The organism is Rhizobium leguminosarum (assembly GCF_001679785.1).
Classification (GTDB): domain Bacteria; phylum Pseudomonadota; class Alphaproteobacteria; order Rhizobiales; family Rhizobiaceae; genus Rhizobium; species Rhizobium leguminosarum_R.
Window position 1 is genome coordinate 285,690 of record NZ_CP016286.1, and the last position, 16,474, is coordinate 302,163.

Annotated in this window: 21 protein-coding genes and 1 pseudogene; 7 read left to right on the forward strand and 15 right to left on the reverse strand. The window is 60.6% G+C overall.

Annotation, left to right across the window (positions count from 1 at the left end; translation table 11 throughout):
* Positions 1–53 precede the first annotated feature (53 nt).
* The 3 genes from tnpC (BA011_RS01530) to tnpA are packed head-to-tail and all read right to left on the reverse strand — an operon-like array spanning position 54 to position 2,480.
* Entirely contained in the window at positions 54–1,661 is a 1,608-nt protein-coding gene (gene tnpC / locus BA011_RS01530) for an IS66 family transposase (RefSeq protein ID WP_065279183.1), read from the reverse strand.
* Between the two features lie 41 nt (positions 1,662–1,702).
* On the reverse strand, positions 1,703–2,056 hold the full coding sequence (gene tnpB, locus BA011_RS01535) for an IS66 family insertion sequence element accessory protein TnpB (protein ID WP_018240906.1): 354 nt from the start codon (positions 2,054–2,056) through the stop codon (positions 1,703–1,705).
* Positions 2,040–2,480 (reverse strand): IS66-like element accessory protein TnpA, encoded by a 441-nt coding sequence (gene tnpA / locus BA011_RS01540; RefSeq protein ID WP_065282368.1) that lies wholly within the window; start codon positions 2,478–2,480, stop codon positions 2,040–2,042. The genes tnpB and tnpA overlap by 17 nt, the downstream gene beginning before the upstream one ends.
* A gap of 80 nt (positions 2,481–2,560) precedes the next feature.
* On the opposite strand from tnpA, the pseudogene tnpC (BA011_RS01545) reads away from it, so the two are divergent.
* Positions 2,561–3,388 (forward strand): annotated as a pseudogene (gene tnpC / locus BA011_RS01545) (IS66 family transposase); the annotation flags it as partial.
* A gap of 411 nt (positions 3,389–3,799) precedes the next feature.
* On the opposite strand, the gene BA011_RS01550 reads toward tnpC (BA011_RS01545), so the two are convergent.
* Positions 3,800–4,690: a LysR family transcriptional regulator gene (locus BA011_RS01550; protein WP_065279184.1), complete on the reverse strand. Its 891-nt coding sequence runs from the start codon at positions 4,688–4,690 to the stop codon at positions 3,800–3,802.
* Positions 4,691–4,794: 104 nt separating this feature from the next.
* Here BA011_RS01550 and BA011_RS01555 point away from each other — a divergent pair, with 104 nt between their 5' ends.
* Positions 4,795–5,664, forward strand: a complete 870-nt coding sequence (locus BA011_RS01555; RefSeq protein WP_065279185.1) for an SDR family oxidoreductase — start codon at positions 4,795–4,797, stop codon at positions 5,662–5,664.
* A 35-nt stretch (positions 5,665–5,699) separates the two neighbouring features.
* Positions 5,700–6,173, forward strand: a complete 474-nt coding sequence (locus BA011_RS01560) for an SRPBCC family protein (protein WP_065279186.1) — start codon at positions 5,700–5,702, stop codon at positions 6,171–6,173.
* 140 nt (positions 6,174–6,313) lie between these two features.
* Here the strand turns inward: BA011_RS01560 and BA011_RS01565 are convergent, their stop codons facing one another.
* Entirely contained in the window at positions 6,314–7,252 is a 939-nt protein-coding gene (locus tag BA011_RS01565) for a sialate O-acetylesterase (RefSeq protein ID WP_065279187.1), read from the reverse strand.
* A gap of 433 nt (positions 7,253–7,685) precedes the next feature.
* On the opposite strand from BA011_RS01565, the gene BA011_RS01570 reads away from it, so the two are divergent.
* Positions 7,686–8,036: an AraC family ligand binding domain-containing protein gene (locus tag BA011_RS01570; RefSeq protein WP_065279188.1), complete on the forward strand. Its 351-nt coding sequence runs from the start codon at positions 7,686–7,688 to the stop codon at positions 8,034–8,036.
* A 125-nt stretch (positions 8,037–8,161) separates the two neighbouring features.
* On the opposite strand, the gene BA011_RS01575 is transcribed toward BA011_RS01570, so the two are convergent.
* The 8 genes from BA011_RS01575 to BA011_RS01605 form a co-directional block, all read right to left on the reverse strand.
* Positions 8,162–8,782, reverse strand: coding sequence for a glutathione S-transferase family protein (locus tag BA011_RS01575; RefSeq protein WP_186806489.1), 621 nt, complete (start codon positions 8,780–8,782; stop codon positions 8,162–8,164).
* Complete coding sequence (locus BA011_RS01580) at positions 8,775–9,260, reverse strand: SRPBCC family protein (RefSeq protein ID WP_065279189.1); 486 nt, start codon at positions 9,258–9,260, stop codon at positions 8,775–8,777. Before BA011_RS01580 ends, BA011_RS01575 begins: the two co-directional genes overlap by 8 nt.
* Positions 9,253–9,585 carry an ArsR/SmtB family transcription factor gene (locus tag BA011_RS01585; protein WP_017959456.1) on the reverse strand — a complete coding sequence of 111 codons (333 nt, stop codon included), beginning with the start codon at positions 9,583–9,585 and terminating at the stop codon, positions 9,253–9,255. The genes BA011_RS01580 and BA011_RS01585 overlap by 8 nt, the downstream gene beginning before the upstream one ends.
* 375 nt (positions 9,586–9,960) lie before the next feature.
* Positions 9,961–10,125: a winged helix-turn-helix transcriptional regulator gene (locus BA011_RS46490; RefSeq protein WP_151343372.1), complete on the reverse strand. Its 165-nt coding sequence runs from the start codon at positions 10,123–10,125 to the stop codon at positions 9,961–9,963.
* 9 nt (positions 10,126–10,134) lie between these two features.
* Positions 10,135–10,659, reverse strand: a complete 525-nt coding sequence (locus BA011_RS01590; protein WP_186806490.1) for a hypothetical protein — start codon at positions 10,657–10,659, stop codon at positions 10,135–10,137.
* A gap of 158 nt (positions 10,660–10,817) precedes the next feature.
* A complete protein-coding gene (locus BA011_RS01595; protein ID WP_065279191.1) occupies positions 10,818–11,756 on the reverse strand; it encodes an IS110 family transposase in 939 nt (312 codons plus the stop codon).
* Positions 11,757–12,140: 384 nt separating this feature from the next.
* Positions 12,141–12,629, reverse strand: a complete 489-nt coding sequence (locus BA011_RS01600) for an SRPBCC family protein (RefSeq protein WP_186806491.1) — start codon at positions 12,627–12,629, stop codon at positions 12,141–12,143.
* On the reverse strand, positions 12,604–12,960 hold the full coding sequence (locus tag BA011_RS01605) for an ArsR/SmtB family transcription factor (protein WP_011650943.1): 357 nt from the start codon (positions 12,958–12,960) through the stop codon (positions 12,604–12,606). Before BA011_RS01605 ends, BA011_RS01600 begins: the two co-directional genes overlap by 26 nt.
* A gap of 152 nt (positions 12,961–13,112) precedes the next feature.
* Here BA011_RS01605 and BA011_RS01610 point away from each other — a divergent pair, with 152 nt between their 5' ends.
* The 3 genes from BA011_RS01610 (at position 13,113) to BA011_RS01625 (ending at position 15,022) form a co-directional block, all read left to right on the forward strand.
* Complete coding sequence (locus BA011_RS01610) at positions 13,113–13,754, forward strand: dihydrofolate reductase family protein (protein ID WP_065279192.1); 642 nt, start codon at positions 13,113–13,115, stop codon at positions 13,752–13,754.
* A gap of 430 nt (positions 13,755–14,184) precedes the next feature.
* The gene (locus BA011_RS01620; protein WP_065279194.1) at positions 14,185–14,547 is read left to right on the forward strand and encodes an ArsR/SmtB family transcription factor; all 363 of its coding nucleotides are present in this window, start codon (positions 14,185–14,187) and stop codon (positions 14,545–14,547) included.
* Complete coding sequence (locus BA011_RS01625; RefSeq protein WP_065279195.1) at positions 14,528–15,022, forward strand: SRPBCC family protein; 495 nt, start codon at positions 14,528–14,530, stop codon at positions 15,020–15,022. The genes BA011_RS01620 and BA011_RS01625 overlap by 20 nt, the downstream gene beginning before the upstream one ends.
* A gap of 22 nt (positions 15,023–15,044) precedes the next feature.
* Here BA011_RS01625 and BA011_RS01630 read toward each other — a convergent pair whose 3' ends face one another.
* Together BA011_RS01630 and BA011_RS46495 are read right to left on the reverse strand one after the other, a co-directional pair.
* Positions 15,045–15,779 (reverse strand): phosphotransferase enzyme family protein, encoded by a 735-nt coding sequence (locus tag BA011_RS01630; RefSeq protein WP_065279196.1) that lies wholly within the window; start codon positions 15,777–15,779, stop codon positions 15,045–15,047.
* 257 nt (positions 15,780–16,036) lie between these two features.
* On the reverse strand, positions 16,037–16,222 hold the full coding sequence (locus BA011_RS46495; protein WP_065279197.1) for a DUF2934 domain-containing protein: 186 nt from the start codon (positions 16,220–16,222) through the stop codon (positions 16,037–16,039).
* Positions 16,223–16,474 lie beyond the last annotated feature (252 nt).

Sequence of the window (16,474 nt, forward strand, 5' to 3'; positions counted from 1 at the left end):
AAGCGCTCATTTCGCTGCGCGTTGACGCAGTGGATTGTGACGCCCGCAGCGGCTTATGCGGCAGTGGATTTGGCGAAGTTAAATGGGAGCAGATCGTCGATATTGGCGCCGTCCGGACGCTGCGGCGATTCGGTAAAGACGTGTCGCAACCAGGTGAATGGCTCGACGCCACAGGCGCGACAGGTCAGCATAAGGCTGTAGATGACAGCGCTTGCCTTGGCCCCGTCGACAGTGTCGCAAAATAGCCAGCTCTTCCTTCCAGTGGCAAAAACTCTGATATCGCGTTCCAATAAATTGTTGTCGATCGGCATCCTGCCGTCTTCGGTGTAGCGGGTCAGATATTGCCACTGGTTTCGCGTATAGGAGATCGCATCGCCGAGCTTGGTGTCGGGCACGACCTTGGGGGCCATCCTGTCGAGCCACTCCTTCAGGGCATCAAGGACTGGAACGCTATGCTTCTGGCGCAAGCGCCGGATGCAATCGGCCTGCGTTTCGCCGTCATCCGGCTTTTCGTCCCGCACCTGCCTTTCAATCCGATAGAGCTGGTCGAAGAACTTCAATGCCTGCGCGGGCGGCCCGCTTTGTTTCTTCCCGGCCTTGAAGGCGTTGACGAAGCGTCGCCTGGCGTGAGCCATACACCCGACATGCGTTGCGCCCTTCAGGGTGCGCCAGCCCTGATAGCCGTCGCTCATCAGGATGCCGCGATAGTCACCAAGGAAAGTCTGCGGATGCACCTGCCCACGACCGGGCTGATATTCGAGCAGCACAACCGGTTCGACACTATCCTGCCCGCTGCGATAGGCCCAGATGTAGGACTCGTCAGTTGCTTTCCTGTCCTTTTCCTTCAGCACCTGCACCGTGGTCTCGTCACCGTGAATGACGTTCTGCGACAAGAGCCGCTGCTTCAGTGCATCGTAGATGCGAACGAGGTGCTTTTCGCTGGACCCGATCACCCAATGGCCAAGAGCGCCACGGCTGACAGGGACGCCAGCGCGCTCGAAGGCCTGTGCCAGGCGATAGAGCGGTGTGCCGTCGACATATTTATGAACAAGAGCAAAGGCCAGCGTCGAGGCCGTGGCAATGCTCCCCGGCAAGGGCTGTGCGGGCATCGGCGCGATGATAACGGGAGTGCTGATATCGGTGCGCTCGCAGTTGCGGCAAGCATACTTGGCCCGGGCATTCTGCAGCACCGTGGCCTTCACCTCGATATGCAGCTGCTCGGTGACGAGTTCGCCCATGCGATGCAACGGATGGCGGCAGCACGGACAGGTCTTCTGATCGTCGGCAAGGTCATATTCAACGCGTTGGCGGGGCAAATTTGCCGGAAGAGGTTTACGCCCGCGCTTGCGGCCTTCGGGCTTTTCCACCTCTGGCAATCCCGTGTCGGGAAGCTCAGTGGCGTCGGTCTCGTCACAGTCGGCCAAGCCCTCATCAGCATCGGCCTCGAGAGCGGCGTTCTCGGCTTCATTGAAGACGCGATCCATATGCTTTTCGCTGCGCGGCGCAAAACGATGCAGTTGTGCAAGCGCCAGTTCTTCCTCGAGCTTGAAGACACGCTGCTCAAGGGCGTCTCTCTCAGCCCGCAGCGCGACGTTCTCGGCAGCATTCGCCGCCAGAAGCGCCATCAGTTCCGCAACGGTCGGGGTGCCGGCTCGTGTCATCGTAGCTTTGAATCTGAGCCGCCCCGCTCCGTCAACAGCCTTCAGCCGACAAACTCATATTGCCGAACAGGATGGCGCACCATCGCGTCGAGATCGATGCCGTCAAGCAGCCAGCGCAACTGTTCGGTATCGAGCGTCACGACCGGCGCCTCGCGGCGGGGCCAGCGAAACCGGTCTTCGGACAAGGCTTTCAATACAAGCACGAACCCTGACCGCTCGAAGAACAGGAGCTTCATCCGGGTGCGCCGGCGGTTGCAAAAGACAAAGACAGCACGCTCGAACGGGCTCAGGCCCATCGACTGCTCGACCAGGATCGCCAGGCTGTTGATCCCCGCACGAAAGTCGATCGGGTCCCGGTGAAGATAGACGCGAAGATCGTCAGCCAGCCGGAACATTGCACCGCCCCAGAATTTCGATCATCGCCGAAAGAGCCCGCTCATCCACATCCTCAAGCTCAAGCCGCACACCATTTGGCAAAGACGCCATCAGCCGCATTCCTGCCGATGATGGCCGGGCCGGCATGTCGGGCTGCCGCGCAATCGGCGACGCTGCAACCACAGGAACAAAGGCCGACGTTTCCTGCCCTGCAGCAGCCGTCAAACTACCCTGGGCCTGCCGATCTCGGCGAAGCTTCACCCAGTTGCGTAACTGATTGGCGTTGACGCCGTGCGCCAGTGCCAGACGGGCAACCGATACGCCGGGCTTCATTGCGGCGTCGATCAGCCGGTCTTTCTCGACCGGATCGAAACGCCGCTTCCCGTTGGGAAGAACCTTCACTGCCCGAAGACCCCCTGAGCCCTTCAAGTTATCCAATGTCATTGTGTCCACAGTCTCCCTTGTGGACACAGACTCCCTCATTCGCCGTTCAGTGAACAGGTGCGGGGAATTGTGCGCTTACCGTCATTCACGGTGACGAGACCACGGTGCAGGTGCTGAAGGAAAAGGACAGGAAAGCAACTGACGAGTCCTACATCTGGGCCTATCGCAGCGGGCAGGATAGTGTCGAACCGGTTGTGCTGCTCGAATATCAGCCCGGTCGTGGGCAGGTGCATCCGCAGACTTTCCTTGGTGACTATCGCGGCATCCTGATGAGCGACGGCTATCAGGGCTGGCGCACCCTGAAGGGCGCAACGCATGTCGGGTGTATGGCTCACGCCAGGCGACGCTTCGTCAACGCCTTCAAGGCCGGGAAGAAACAAAGCGGGCCGCCCGCGCAGGCATTGAAGTTCTTCGACCAGCTCTATCGGATTGAAAGGCAGGTGCGGGACGAAAAGCCGGATGACGGCGAAACGCAGGCCGATTGCATCCGGCGCTTGCGCCAGAAGCATAGCGTTCCAGTCCTTGATGCCCTGAAGGAGTGGCTCGACAGGATGGCCCCCAAGGTCGTGCCCGACACCAAGCTCGGCGATGCGATCTCCTATACGCGAAACCAGTGGCAATATCTGACCCGCTACACCGAAGACGGCAGGATGCCGATCGACAACAATTTATTGGAACGCGATATCAGAGTTTTTGCCACTGGAAGGAAGAGCTGGCTATTTTGCGACACTGTCGACGGGGCCAAGGCAAGCGCTGTCATCTACAGCCTTATGCTGACCTGTCGCGCCTGTGGCGTCGAGCCATTCACCTGGTTGCGACACGTCTTTACCGAATCGCCGCAGCGTCCGGACGGCGCCAATATCGACGATCTGCTCCCATTTAACTTCGCCAAATCCACTGCCGCATAAGCCGCTGCGGGCGTCACAATCCACTGCGTCAACGCGCAGCGAAATGAGCGCTTACGAAGAATAAACTCACAGAACGTGCCGGCGTGACAACACGACCCATATCCTTGCAACCCTTCCAAAGATACGGCTTTGCCATTGGTGCTCCTACGCATCAAGACTACCGCTGCAATGCCAAACGGCTACAGTATTCTCCGTTCGAAGAATTGGAACACCTTTTCTAGAGCCAATCTCAGCTAACGGAGTCGATCTCCGATGTGATGCGAACGAAAATCGATACCGTTTGAGAGACTTCGGCAGGGCGCGATTCCACAGCTTTCATCATCGCCTGAGGGCGCTCCGTTGGAAACGAGGTAGCGAGCTAAGAGACCCTAACGTGGTAAACCCGCCGAAGAAGCTGGCAAAGCGCGGTCATCACCTGCCGATATAGGCGGCCAGTTCCTCCGGCGTGCCATTGGGGAAGGCCTGTTTTAGAAAGTCCAGGAACGCCGACACGCGCGCGCTGAGCAGCCGCCGGGAGGGGTAGAGCGTCCAGAGAGTGACCTCGGGGCCGTCGATCTCCCCCCAATTGACCAGGGTGCCGTCCGCCAGGTCGTGACTGACAAGCGAAATGGGAAGACGGCCTGCGCCGACACCGGCGCGCACCGCATCGCGGATGGTGATGAGCGTTGACAAGGTGAGCACGGGTTCGATCTTGATCGTCGATCGGCCGCCTGATGTCTTCACCTGCCATGTTTGGGCTTCGCCTACCCCGCGCGCAACGCCGGGAGCGGCGCGTCCGCCGGTCGGGCGGGGAAGATCGGGGCTTGCCACCACCACCAGCCGATCGCGCAGAAACGCCCGTCCGACCAGGCTTTCGTCGGGATCCGGATTGACCCGGATGACCAGATCGTAGCCTTCCTCGATCATATCGACAGACCGGTCCTCACTCGTCACCTCGAGCGTCACCTCCGGATATTTAAGGGCAAAGCCCGCAGCGATCCTGCCCATGGCGGTCTGGGAAAAGTGCAAGGGTGCGCTGATGCGCAATCTTCCCTTGGGTTTTTGACCGCCGGAGGCAATCGCCGCAGCCGTCTCGTCCAGTTCGGCAAGCAGCGCCCCGGTCCGCTCGAACAGCGCCCGTCCTTCCTCGGTAAGCTTCAGGTTACGCGAACCCCGTTCAAACAGCCGCAGAGCGAGGCCGCTTTCCAGCTCGGCGACACGGCGCGACAGGGTCGCCTTCGGCCGGCCTGTCGCCCGTGCCGCTTTGCCGAAGCCACCATGGCGGGCAACGAGATTGAAATCGGCAAGCGCAAGAAGATCCATGAGCGTTCCACCTGTGAGACGGTCTGTCTAAAATCGCCGTCTATCGGACTGCCAGTGAACCACACATATTCGCCGTGTCAAGCAACCCAACACGGAGAAAGACCATGACCATTCTCGTTACCGGCGCCACAGGCAATGTTGGCCGCCAAGTCGTCGAACACCTCGTCAAGCGCGGCGCCGATGTCCGTGCTCTCGTCCGCGACCCGTCGAAAGCCGAATTCCCGGCTGGCGTCAGCGTCGCCCAAGGCGACTTCCTCGACGTCGACTCCCTGCGCAGCGCCATGTCGGGCGTGTCGACCCTGTTCCTGCTCAACGCCGTGGTGCCGGACGAATTCACCCAGGCTCTGACTGCACTGAACGTCGCCCGGTCGGCCGGCATCGAGCGGATCGTCTATCTCTCGGTGATCCACGCCGACGTCTATGTGAACGTGCCGCATTTCGCCGGCAAGTTCGGCGTCGAGCGGATGATCGAGCAGATGGGTTTCAAGGCGACGATCCTGCGCCCGGCCTACTTCATCCAGAATGATCTGATGGTCAAAGATGTCATCACCGGCTACGGCGCCTATCCGATGCCGGTCGGCGCCAAGGGTCTCGCCATGATCGACGTGCGTGATATTGCCGAGATCGCGGCCCTTGAGCTGCTGCGCCGCGAACAGGCTGCAGAACCGCTGGCGCTCGACCGGATCAACCTCGTCGGTCCGGAGACACTGACCGGAGCCGGTATCGCCGCCATCTGGTCGGACGTGCTCGCCCGCCCGATCGCCTATGGCGGTGACAATACCGAGGGCTTCGAGCAGAATCTCAAGCAGTTCATGCCTGCCTGGGCGGCCTACGACATGCGGCTGATGGGCGAGCGTTTCCTGACCGACGGAATGCTGCCCGAGGCCGGCGACGTCGAGCGCCTGACAAAGCTGCTCGGACGCCCACTGCGCTCCTATCGCGCCTTCGCCTCGGAAACCGTTGCCTCGGCCTGAGGCAGCACAGCGATCTGACCACAAGGAGTATCATCATGATCTATTCGACCGCCACAGTTCCGGTGAACCCGGAAGGCGAAACCCCGTTGACGCGCGCTGAGGCCTGGCAAGGTCTCGAACGCAAGGCACGCGACGCCCGGCTTTTTCTTCCCGCCGGTCTCTGCACCCGCTGCGATGTCGTGGAGGAAAGCCCAACCCATTTCGTGCGCGAGGCGACGATTGCCGGGCTGGATCTGCGCGAGATCATCACCTTGGAGCCGCAAAGCAAGGTCACCTTCTTTCAGGCGGCGGGGCCACGCGAGGGAGCGATCGTCAACGAGCTTTTCGAAGATGAAGCTGGTCAGCTGCAGCTGCGCTTCTACTGCTATCTCGGCCTGCGCGGCAAACAGCCGAACGGCCCGGAAGAGCGGGCCGAGCAGGCACAGTTCGATGGCGAAACGGGCTACAAGGCGGCCCTGCTGTCGACACTGAAGCGGACCCGCGAACTGCTGGCAGAGGGAAAGCCCTGAGCATCAAGAGGAACACGAACAACAGGGCGACCTCTTAACGAGGCGCCCTGCCTTGCTGGGGCACAAGCGACAAGGTGTCGAATACCGGGCAGGGCCCGAGGCCGCCACTCGCGAAGGCGCGAAAACCAGTTCAGGCAAGACTATCGCGAGCTTTCCAGGCGGCCATCGGAGCGCAGAAGGTTCAGCCAGGCCTGCGACGCTTTCTCCCCGCCTGTGCTCCCGAAATGGCAATCGTCGTAGCGGTCGTCTCCATCGAGTAACGCGTCGGAATTCACGCCCTCTCGGATACCGTGGCCGCTTTTTGACAGGGCCATTTGCGCCCGCACGACCGCATTGTCTGGAATATGCTCCTTGAAGCCGCCGTTGCTCGGTTCGAGGCATTTCGATGCGATCGAAATGTAAACGGGTGCTTCGACGCCGTGCTGACGCAACGTGTCAACCATCGACATGAAACGTTCCTGGTAGGCCTCCGCAGTGGTGCCGATAACGAGGTCCGCCTCTCCTTGCACCCAGAGGACGTTCGTTATCCGGTAACCGGAATCCTGAATCTGTTTCACTGTATCGACCAGCACGGGATTGAAGTCACCACCTGCCGCCCATCGTGCGACCTCAGATCCGGAATATGCGAGTGGTGCGAGGATGACGTTGTCGTTTTGTCCCGATGCGATCAGATTATTCGCAAGAAGCGTCCAGTATTCTCCCCTGGTATTGGTCGACCCAAGAAGTGGCGACGCTGCGACAAAGCACTTTTTGTCAAAGGCGTTTACAACGCGAGCGCCATAATTCGACCGGTGCCGTTGTCCTCCGTAGTTGGCCGCGTTCGATTGACCAAGAATGAGTAAGACGGCAGTTCGGTCGGTCTGCGCCGGGCAGGTCACAAGCGTTTTTGATTCATCCCCGATAAGCCGTTCCTTGTCGTCGAACGTGTAACGGCTTGGAGCCCCCACCTTCTCTCCGACAACCTGTTTCTTCAGCGCGGAAAGTTGTGGCCAAGGAAAGATCTCATGTCTCGCGCTCATGCCGCCGAGAAAGTAGATGGCGATCAAGGCGGCCAGGCCGACTGCCATTGTTTTACGCATGTCGTTACCTTTCAAACATCACCGATGACATGGAGCCTATCGGAACGATCAAGGCCTGCTCCAGTCATGAAGTTTCCTTTATACCAGCCACGTCTGCATCTTCGGGCATGATCTTTGAAAAAGAGTTCGTCGCGAAGATCATGCCTGAATCGACGACTATTTCCAGTGGGGTCGCCGCAAACCTGCTCTAAACTATACACCGGACCGGTGATTACAATCATCCGGTTGGGTTAGATCGTGCCTGCTATGGGCGGGTCGCGATAAAACCGCGAGCCACGGATCGTACGCGAAATCGCCGCCGGGCAGGGCTACAGCGAACTCGCGAGCTACGGGCAGAGGGAAGCTCTGAAATGTCCTCCGATCGAAACAGCCATCATCCGTCTTGGCGCATCAATTCTCCGCCCTAGCTCTGCCCACGGCATGGAGGAAGACGATGAAGATGCAGAAATTCGCAATTACCGATGCGGTCCTCGAGCGTTCCCCCGGACAGGAGGCAGACATCTCCGTCGGCAATCTGGTCGACGAGCGGCATGGAGGGCCGATCACCATCGGCTATGGGCGTTACGCGCCCGGCCAGAGCCTGACCGAGACGATTGTTGTTGACGACGTCGTGATCGTTCTGGAAGGGCAGCTTTCGGTCTCGACAGAGGCGGGAACGGTGACCGCCGGGCCGGGCGAGATCGTCTACATGCCCAAAGGTGAAACGGTGACGATCAGCACGCATGAGGAGGGCGCGCTCACCGCCTATGTCACCTATCCGCATTGGCGCCCGGCGCACGCCTAAGCGGAGCGGTTTTTCTCATTGCCTGTCGCGGTATTTCTCCTGTGACATCAGGTGGCTGATCTCGATAAATTCACGCGCCTCTGCCAACGCATTTCACCCTGGCAAAAAGTCCTTCGCCCGCCCTCCTATGCTGGGAAAGGGTTTCGCCACGCATCCAGTTCTTCAAGCCGGTCGTACCACGCCTGTATATGCCGAAACTCGGCAAGTGGAATCTCAGCAGAAGTCGCATAAGGAAGTGCAGCGGCCAATGCGAAATCCGCGACGGTCAGTGTCTCCCCGACGGCGACGCTGCTCCTGGCCAAATGATCGTCGAGCACGCGAGCATGCGCTCGAAAACTCGTCTTCGCATTTTCGATCACGGCAACGTCAGGCTCCCCGCCGAACAACGGCTTGATCAAGGTTTCAAACCAGAGCGTTGCCCCGTGCTGGGTGAAGTGACTGGCATCCCAACTCAACCAGCGCAGCACGTCGATCTGCCGGTGGTCATGCGGCCAGAAATCCGATGCGACGCTGTCAGACAGCCTGCACATGATGGCGTTCGCTTCCCACAAGGTTCCGGCATCGTCCTGCAGCACCGGGACTTTCCCGTTCGGGTTCAGCGCCAGGAATTCTGCGGTGCGCTGTTCTCCGTTTGCCAGGTCAACCCTGACGAACTCGACGTCGGCTTTGAGAAAACGAGCGGCGGCGCAGGCCTTCCGGGGATTGAGCGTCTCGCAATAATAGAGCTTCATCGCCGCCTTACGCATGATCCGACCCTTCGGATTCAGTCCCGAGAAACAAGCTCAATCGCTCGAAACTTTGCGCCCAGCCGTCTTCATGGCCCTCAAGGGATGATGCGCTATCAAATCCACTCTGCCGAAACGTCATTTCCGTGCCTCCGCCGCTGTCCCTGAACGTGATGGTGACGACCGTTTCCGGGCTGGTTTCGCCGGTTGCGAGCTCCCAGGCATGTGTGAAGACAAGCCTGTGCGGCGGCTCGACCTCCAGATATTGTCCGCCGACCCAATGCTCCTCTCCATCTGGCGCGATCAGACAGGCGCGGTGTCTACCGCCGGGCCAGGCTTCGAGCTCGTCGCCCACCGCCTTGAAGCCGTGCGGACCGCACCATTGCGCCAACGCTTTCGGGTCGGTCCATGCCCTGAAAACCAGATCGCATGGAGCATCAAACTTTCGGACAAGAACCAGGTCGCGGGTGTTGTCGGTGTTGGTCTCTGGATTAGTCATTTTCGTATCCTTGTACCTTGGACAGATAGTCATCGAGACGATCGAAGCTTTGATCCCAGAAGCGTCTGTAATCGGCGATCCAATCAGCAACCGTCTTCAACGCGGCCGGCTCGAGGACGCGGGGACGCGAATTCGCTTCACGGCCGGAGCGGATCAATCCGGCCTGTTCCAGGACCTTGAGATGCTTCGATATGGCAGGCTGAGACAACTCGAAGGGATCAGCGAGTTCAGCCACCGTCGCCTTGCCGTTCGCAAGCCGCCCAAGAATTGCCCGCCTCGTGGGATCGGCGAGTGCGGAGAAAATCGCATCGAGCTTGTCGTCCATATATCACCATCTAGCTATATAACCGTATGGATATATTATGGGCAGCGTAATGTCAAAGGCAATTTTGCATGGTCGAAACCACGGGACATAGCCAGTGCTGCAGACGCTACCCCGCGCTCCGTCCTTCTCGGGCTTGACCTGAGGATCCACTCTGGCCTCCTCAATCAGCAGCGGGCATGGATCCCAGGCTCAGGGCCTGGGATGACGGAGGAGGGGGCGGGCTTTCGCTGACCAAAGGGAGGTTGAGTGAGGCTCGAGGCTGGCTGCCGCTGCAATCAGGTCGCGTCAGCAACCACATGATAGTGCTCGGCTCACGCCTGTCGGTCAAAATGGCTGGAAAGTGAAAACGGTTTTCGACAAAGTGGCGCGGCCGAATTATTTCGCCGGCCCGCCGTGTTTGTCGTCGTAGGCGAGACGGGCCTGTTCCATGGCCGGGCGGTTCTCGAATGCCCAGTCCGCGAGCAGCGTCAGCGGCGTGATCAATGACCGTCCGAGGTCTGTGAGTTCGTACTTTACCTTCGGCGGGATCTTGCGACCTATGAGGCCCCGTCAGCCAATGGCTGCTCGCCACTCGTCGCTAAGGCGCTTGCGCATGGCCTTAAGGTAAACACTGGCCTTGGCCAGAAACATGAATACAGCTTCGCGAAAGATATGGAATTGCACCATGGCAGAGGGGGACCAGTGCCCCCGGTCAATGGTCCTGTTTTTCAGGTCGGCCTCAGAATACCCGTGTATGACGGCCTCAAACTCGTCGTCGAGCGAACCATACCAAGTCCGAATACCGGCCACGGTTGCAGCGAGTTCTGGTGCGCCGCTACAGGACCAATCCATCTTTAGAGTTCTAAAGGACTCAATATAGCAGTGCTCAATCCAGCCCATTTCCCGCAAGAGATCGCCAAGTGTGGGATTGTCGCCCGGAAGTGCATAAGCAAGGTCTGCATCAGACAATGCATCGAGCATCTCGTATCGCAATTTCTGCGTGTCGCGCAGGGGAAATTCATCCGTGATCAAGCTGTTCAATTCTTTCTCCTCATCCCTGACATCGATCCGCCTTTTGCTGGCGCTGTCGGCCAACCCAGTGCACCAGATCACCGTCGTGATCCCCCGCGCGGCGAGATCAATTGATTGGATTGGTGGATTCGGCAGAAGCGCACCAATCTTACTCCCTCTTCTCCCCTGAGTGGGCGAAGGACGGGTCGCCCGAAGGGTCGGATGAGCGACTATCTGGGTTGTCAAGTTGCATATTCGAATTCTCTTCGCGCATCTCGTGCTTTTGCATTGAGAATGACCAGAAGTTTTCGGGCGAGCGCGATGCGGATGACCATTTTGGGTTTGCCGGCGCTTTGCAACCTTTGCTGGAAGGCGGCCATGTGCGGATCGTGTCGGGCTGCAATGGTGGCGACCAGGAACAGGATGCCACGTGGTCCGGAGCGCCCGCCGCGCACCGGTCGCGGTCCGCTGCGTTTACCGCTGTCGTTGGCAATCGGCGCAAGGCCGGCCAACTTGGCGATCGCCTTGTTGGAGATCCGGCCGATCTCGGGCAGCTCGGCCATCAGCCGGGCAACGGTGCGATCGGCGACACCCTTGATCGAGCGAAAGGCCCGGTTGAGACTGGCCCAGAGCGGATCGTCGTCGATCATCGAGGCGATCTCGCCTTCGAGCGTGCGGCTCTGGCGCACCAGAAGCGCGATCACCTCGTTGAGGCTTGCCACGATCGACCCATCGCGGGCCGCACTGCGGCGCTGCTTCTGGACGATCAGGTCGCGCGTGACCTGAGAAAGCCGCGTCATCAGCGCCGACAGCCGCAGCTGCGCGGCTTTCGGCGGCGGCAGGGCAGACAGCCGTTTGGCCTCGGCATAATGGGCGATCATCGCCGCATCGATGCGGTCGGTCTTTTCCAGAAAGCCCATGGCCTCGGCAAAGCGGCGCACATGGCGCGGATTGGCCAGCGCGCAGGCAATCCCCAACTCCCACAACAACAGGAAGGCTGCCCGCTCGTAGCCGCCGGAAGCCTCCATGACGACGAGTTCGACCCCATGCTCCCGGCAAAACTCGGCCAGCGCGCCGATGCCGGCCGCATCGTTGCTGAAGCGCTCAAACACCCCGGACGGGCGGATAAACGCATCCAGCCAGTCCTTCGAAACATCCACTCCACATATAACTTTGTTCACGGTAACCTGCCTTGTGCGTGCGATTGGAGCCAAGCGACTATTCGGTCGTACGTGACGATGACGAAGATCCCAGGCTCATCCACGGTTGTAACCGGAGGGGGTGCGGGCGACTTCGTCACGCCTCTGGCCGGGTGGCCACCCGGCCAGAGGCTCAATCGCTTCCATCGCACGAAATTCCTAACGTGCAGATACAAGGGGCCTCCGGCACACCATTCATTGCCCTTCGCTCGCGCTCGGCGCATTCGCGGCTTCGCCGCTCACCCCTGATCGCCTCGCTATCGCTCCGGCACTTCTCCCCGCCGGGGAGAAGAGGACATTGGCGGCGCCTTCATCCCCCTCCGGACGGCACCGAGCGGCCGAGGGCTCAGCCGCGCGGCCAAGGGCTCAGCCATCCAACCAGACGGCGAGTCCGTCAAGCGTCTGCAGCCCGTATTCCACCGCGCCGAAGCCGATGACCACCTGACGGCGCTTGGCGCTGGGGTGGAGTTGGCGCATGGTCAGCACCGTCTTGCCGTCGGCCTGCTCATCGAAGGTCACCGTGGCTCGGAAACGGTCGGGGTCGTCAGGATCGGGTGTGCCATAGTCCATCACGATCCGCTCGTTCGGCACGATCTCCAGAAAGCGCATGAGATTCGGGAAGCGCTGCTCCCGGCCCTCGAACACGCCCACCATGTCGAACCGCCAGACCCCGCCCTCGCGGATATCGGCTTCGTGGGTCTCGATGCTGAGGCCGGCCGGCCCGTACCATTCGCCAAGCGCCTTGGGATCCATCCAGGCGGCAAAGACCTTGTCGCGCGGGTGGTTGAGCAGCTTCACCAGCACGATTTCGCGGTCGAGCGACCATGTCTCAAACAGGCTTGCCATGTCCTTCATCATCCTCTTCGGTTTTGTCCAGGTAGACTTCCAGGCGATCCAACCGCTCGGTCCAGCGCCGGCGCTCCGATACCATCCAGTCCGCCGCCTCGTCGAAACGCGCCTGCACCAGCCGGCACCAGCGGCTGCGCCCGCGCTTCTCGCTGGCGATCAGCCCGCAATCTTCCAGCACCTTGAGATGCTGGGCGAAGGAGGGCAGCGCCATGTCGAAAGGCTCGGCAAGCGCGCTGACCGGCAACTCGCCCTCGACCAGACGCGACACCACGGCACGGCGGGTCGGGTCACTGAGAGCGTGAAAGGCGAGGTCGAGGGGGGTCGAGTGGTAAGGCATATCAATCCGTAAATTGGTCGGTGGGGGTGGTCAAGGATAAAAAGGTACTTGCCTTAGTGTCGGGCTCCAAATATGAAGGCAGTTGCCTTAGTATCCAGCCCTGAATGGTAGGGAGGGGCTGTAGTGCAAACAACCCGCAAGGAGGATTCCCAGTGGTAGTTCGTGTCGATCTCATGATCTCGCTCGATGGTTTCGCGACAACGACGGACCAGACGCCCGAAAGCCCGTTCGGTGAGGACTGGCCGCGTCTCGTCGGCGCGTATGCGGCAACGCGAACGTTCCGTGAGCGCGTGCTCAAGGATACGACGGGAGCAGGGACCACAGGTCTCGACGACGACTATGCGAAGGAATATTTCGAGAATGTGGGCGCCGAGATCATGGGCGCCGGCATGTTCGGTCTCCACAACTTTCCCGACGATCCGAATTGGCGTGGCTGGTGGGGCGACGAGCCGCCGTTCGGCTGTCCGGTCTTCGTCCTCACCCGCAAGCCACGACCCTCTCTGGAGATGGCCGGTGGCACCACTTTCCACTTCCTCAATGCCAGCCCTGATGATGCGCTCCAGCAGGCCGTGAGGGCCGCAAACGGCAAGGATGTGAGGATAGGCGGTGGTCCTACCGTCGTTCGCGATTATCTCAAAGCTGGCCTTGTCGACCGCCTTCATGTTGCTATCACGCCGATTTTGCTCGGGCGCGGCATCCGCCTGTGGGACGATCTGCGCGGCCTGGAAGCTGGCTACACCGTCAAGGCGGAAACGTCACCGAGCGGCACCATCCACCTGACGTTCCAACGCTAACCGCTAGCCTGTGACTTGGGGCGATGCCGGCCGCCGCCCTGCGAGAACTGGCTGGCGCCCACTTCTCCTCCTGTGACGAGCACAGGAATGAGGATGGAGAGGGCGTGCCGTGGCCGCCCCCTCTGCCCTGCCGGGCATCTCCCCCACAGGTGGGGAGATCACAAGTGGCTTGAACTTCCTGCCCATCTACCGTTTCGCCGTGCTGAACGCTGATTGTTTGAGGAAGCGGAGCGCCCAGCCGATCTCCCCACCTGTGGGGGAGATGCCCGCCAGGGCAGAGGGGGGTGCTCCTCTCCGCATAAACTGACTTGGTGAGGGAGGGTGGGGCGGCGACTTCCACGCCGAGATATCTGACCGTGCTCGCCGATCACCTGACGGCCGATCTCGGCCCCCTTGCGTGACGTCGATCTGCATGCTAACACTGAACTATATGGTTCAGTTTTCGACAGCCCGCCTTGATGCCTCCTTTGCCGCGCTCTCGGATGCCACGCGACGCGGCGTTCTGGAACAGCTCGGGAGTGCGGATGCTTCGATCACGGAGCTCGCAGAGAAATTCCACATGACCCTCACGGGCATGAAGAAGCACATCGGCGTGTTGGAGCAGGCGGGCCTGGTGACGACGGAGAAGGTCGGGCGTGTGCGGACCTGCAGACTGGGCTCACGCGGGCTCGAGGAAGAGGCGGCCTGGATCGAGGCGCGCCGCCAGATCTGGAACGCACGCTTCGACACGCTTGATCAAGTCATCGAGGCACTGAAACGGAAGGAGAAAGTCGATGGGGGACAGAGCGAGTAACGGCCGCACGGCGGTCGAACGGAGATCCGAGCTTGAACTCGTGGTGACGCGCACCTTCAACGGCCCGGTTCGCCTCGTATTCGACGCGTGGACCAAGCCCGAATTGTTCAAGCTGTGGTGGGCGCCGAAGTCGATGGGCGTGCCCCTGCTTTCCTGCGAGATGGATGTTCGCACCGGGGGCAGCTATCGCATCACGTTCGGACACGATGCCTCGGACGCCATGGCCTTCTTCGGCAAGTATCTCGACGTGTCGCCGCCATCGCGCCTCGTCTGGACCAATGACGAAGGCGGGGAGGAGGGCGCCGTCACCACGGTGACCTTCGAGGAAGAGGAAGGCAGGACGCTGCTGGTCCTGCAGGAACTCTATCCCTCGAAGGAAGCGCTCGACCAGTCTTTCGTCGGTATGGAAGACGCGTTGCCTGAGCAGTTCGAGCAGTTGGATGAACTTCTCATCACGCTCAGCGCGAGCGTATGACAGCCCCCTTCAACTCAACTGCTCAGATCGCCCGAACTTCGGCAAGCCGCTTGACTGCGTACTCGTCCTGCCAGCAGACGGCGGCTTCCCATGCGGCTGAGGCTTGCGCGGCGATGTCATGTGCGCCCTCGTCGAGATCGGCAGCGTTGTCGGGCAGCACCAGGTCAAGGTCGGGAACGTCGACATGTGACTCATCCCAGTCGATCAATGCGACCCGATCTGCGGTCATGCGGACGTTGCCGGGGCTATTGGGATTGCCGTGGACAACACATGTCTGACGCCCGATGAGCCGCGCCCATGCTGCTCGACATCGGATAACGCCTTCCGGCGGCATCGCGGTCAGGTTGATCCTCGTTCCGGTCTCAGTATGCAGGAGGTCGGTCGACGATCGCCAGCCTGGGCGCTGCGGCCAGCCCTGCGTCAGCCGATGCAGATCGCGGAGCGTGTCGGCGACGCGGCGCCAATCGGACCCGGTCTCGGGCGGTCCGCCCTCCATGTATTTCATCATCACCAGACCGTCCACGAACAGCCGGCCGTCAGTCGTCGGAATTGGCACTGGAACGGTCATACCTTCACGGTCGAGATGTTGGAGCAGCTCGGCTTCCCATGCGAGATCAGCGTCGCTCCTGGAGCCGAGACGAGCGACCGCGAGTTGCCCGTGGACGCGAGCGCTCCACACGTCGTTGGCAACTCCACCCGTGAGCCGCGCGATGCGAACCGCGTCTTCGCCCCATTGCCCGAGTGCTTCCCATCCCATTGGCGATACCCTTGGAGGCCATGATGACGCAAGAAATAGAGAAAGTTTACGACACCACAAGGGCCGCTGGCGGCGCGAAGCGCCGTTGGTAGCAACCCGAACGCCTCATTCACTCCTGCGCCCTCAGGCTTTCTCTGACAAGTTCCCACAGATCGACCTTCTCGGCGCGCCTTGACCTGCACCAGGCCAAGCGAGCGAAGGGCGAAGCGATCGGCGACGGCGTCATCAGGGGATGCCGGCGCTGCTGCTATGCTTTATTAGTGTGGACCAGCTTCGTCTGGTTGGGTGGGAAAGGGCGCATCGCGAGATTGCGGGGGTCGTTGGCCGTTCATCTCCTTCACGGCCATATCCCAAATCTCGGTGTCCTTCCCTTCGGGGCAACCTTGACGTTCCCAAATTGCGTATGCGCGACGGCGTAGCTGCTCTTCATCGGTGAATTGCATTGTCGTGTCTCCAGGATTTTGCCGAGGGGCGGCTCAGGCGCCGATAAACATATGAACGACGATCGCTAACGACACTGCCATTCCGGCCAATACCGCTGTCTTGATCGCGAAGGACTTGAGAGGATGGTCGCAGACGGCGCGAATGACTTTTTCGGGCTGAAAGCGACGGGCGTACGTAGGCAACATCTCGTCTTCCTCATTGTCAGGCCCGTGTTTTGCAACGTCTATACGGCCGTAATACTGATGACACAG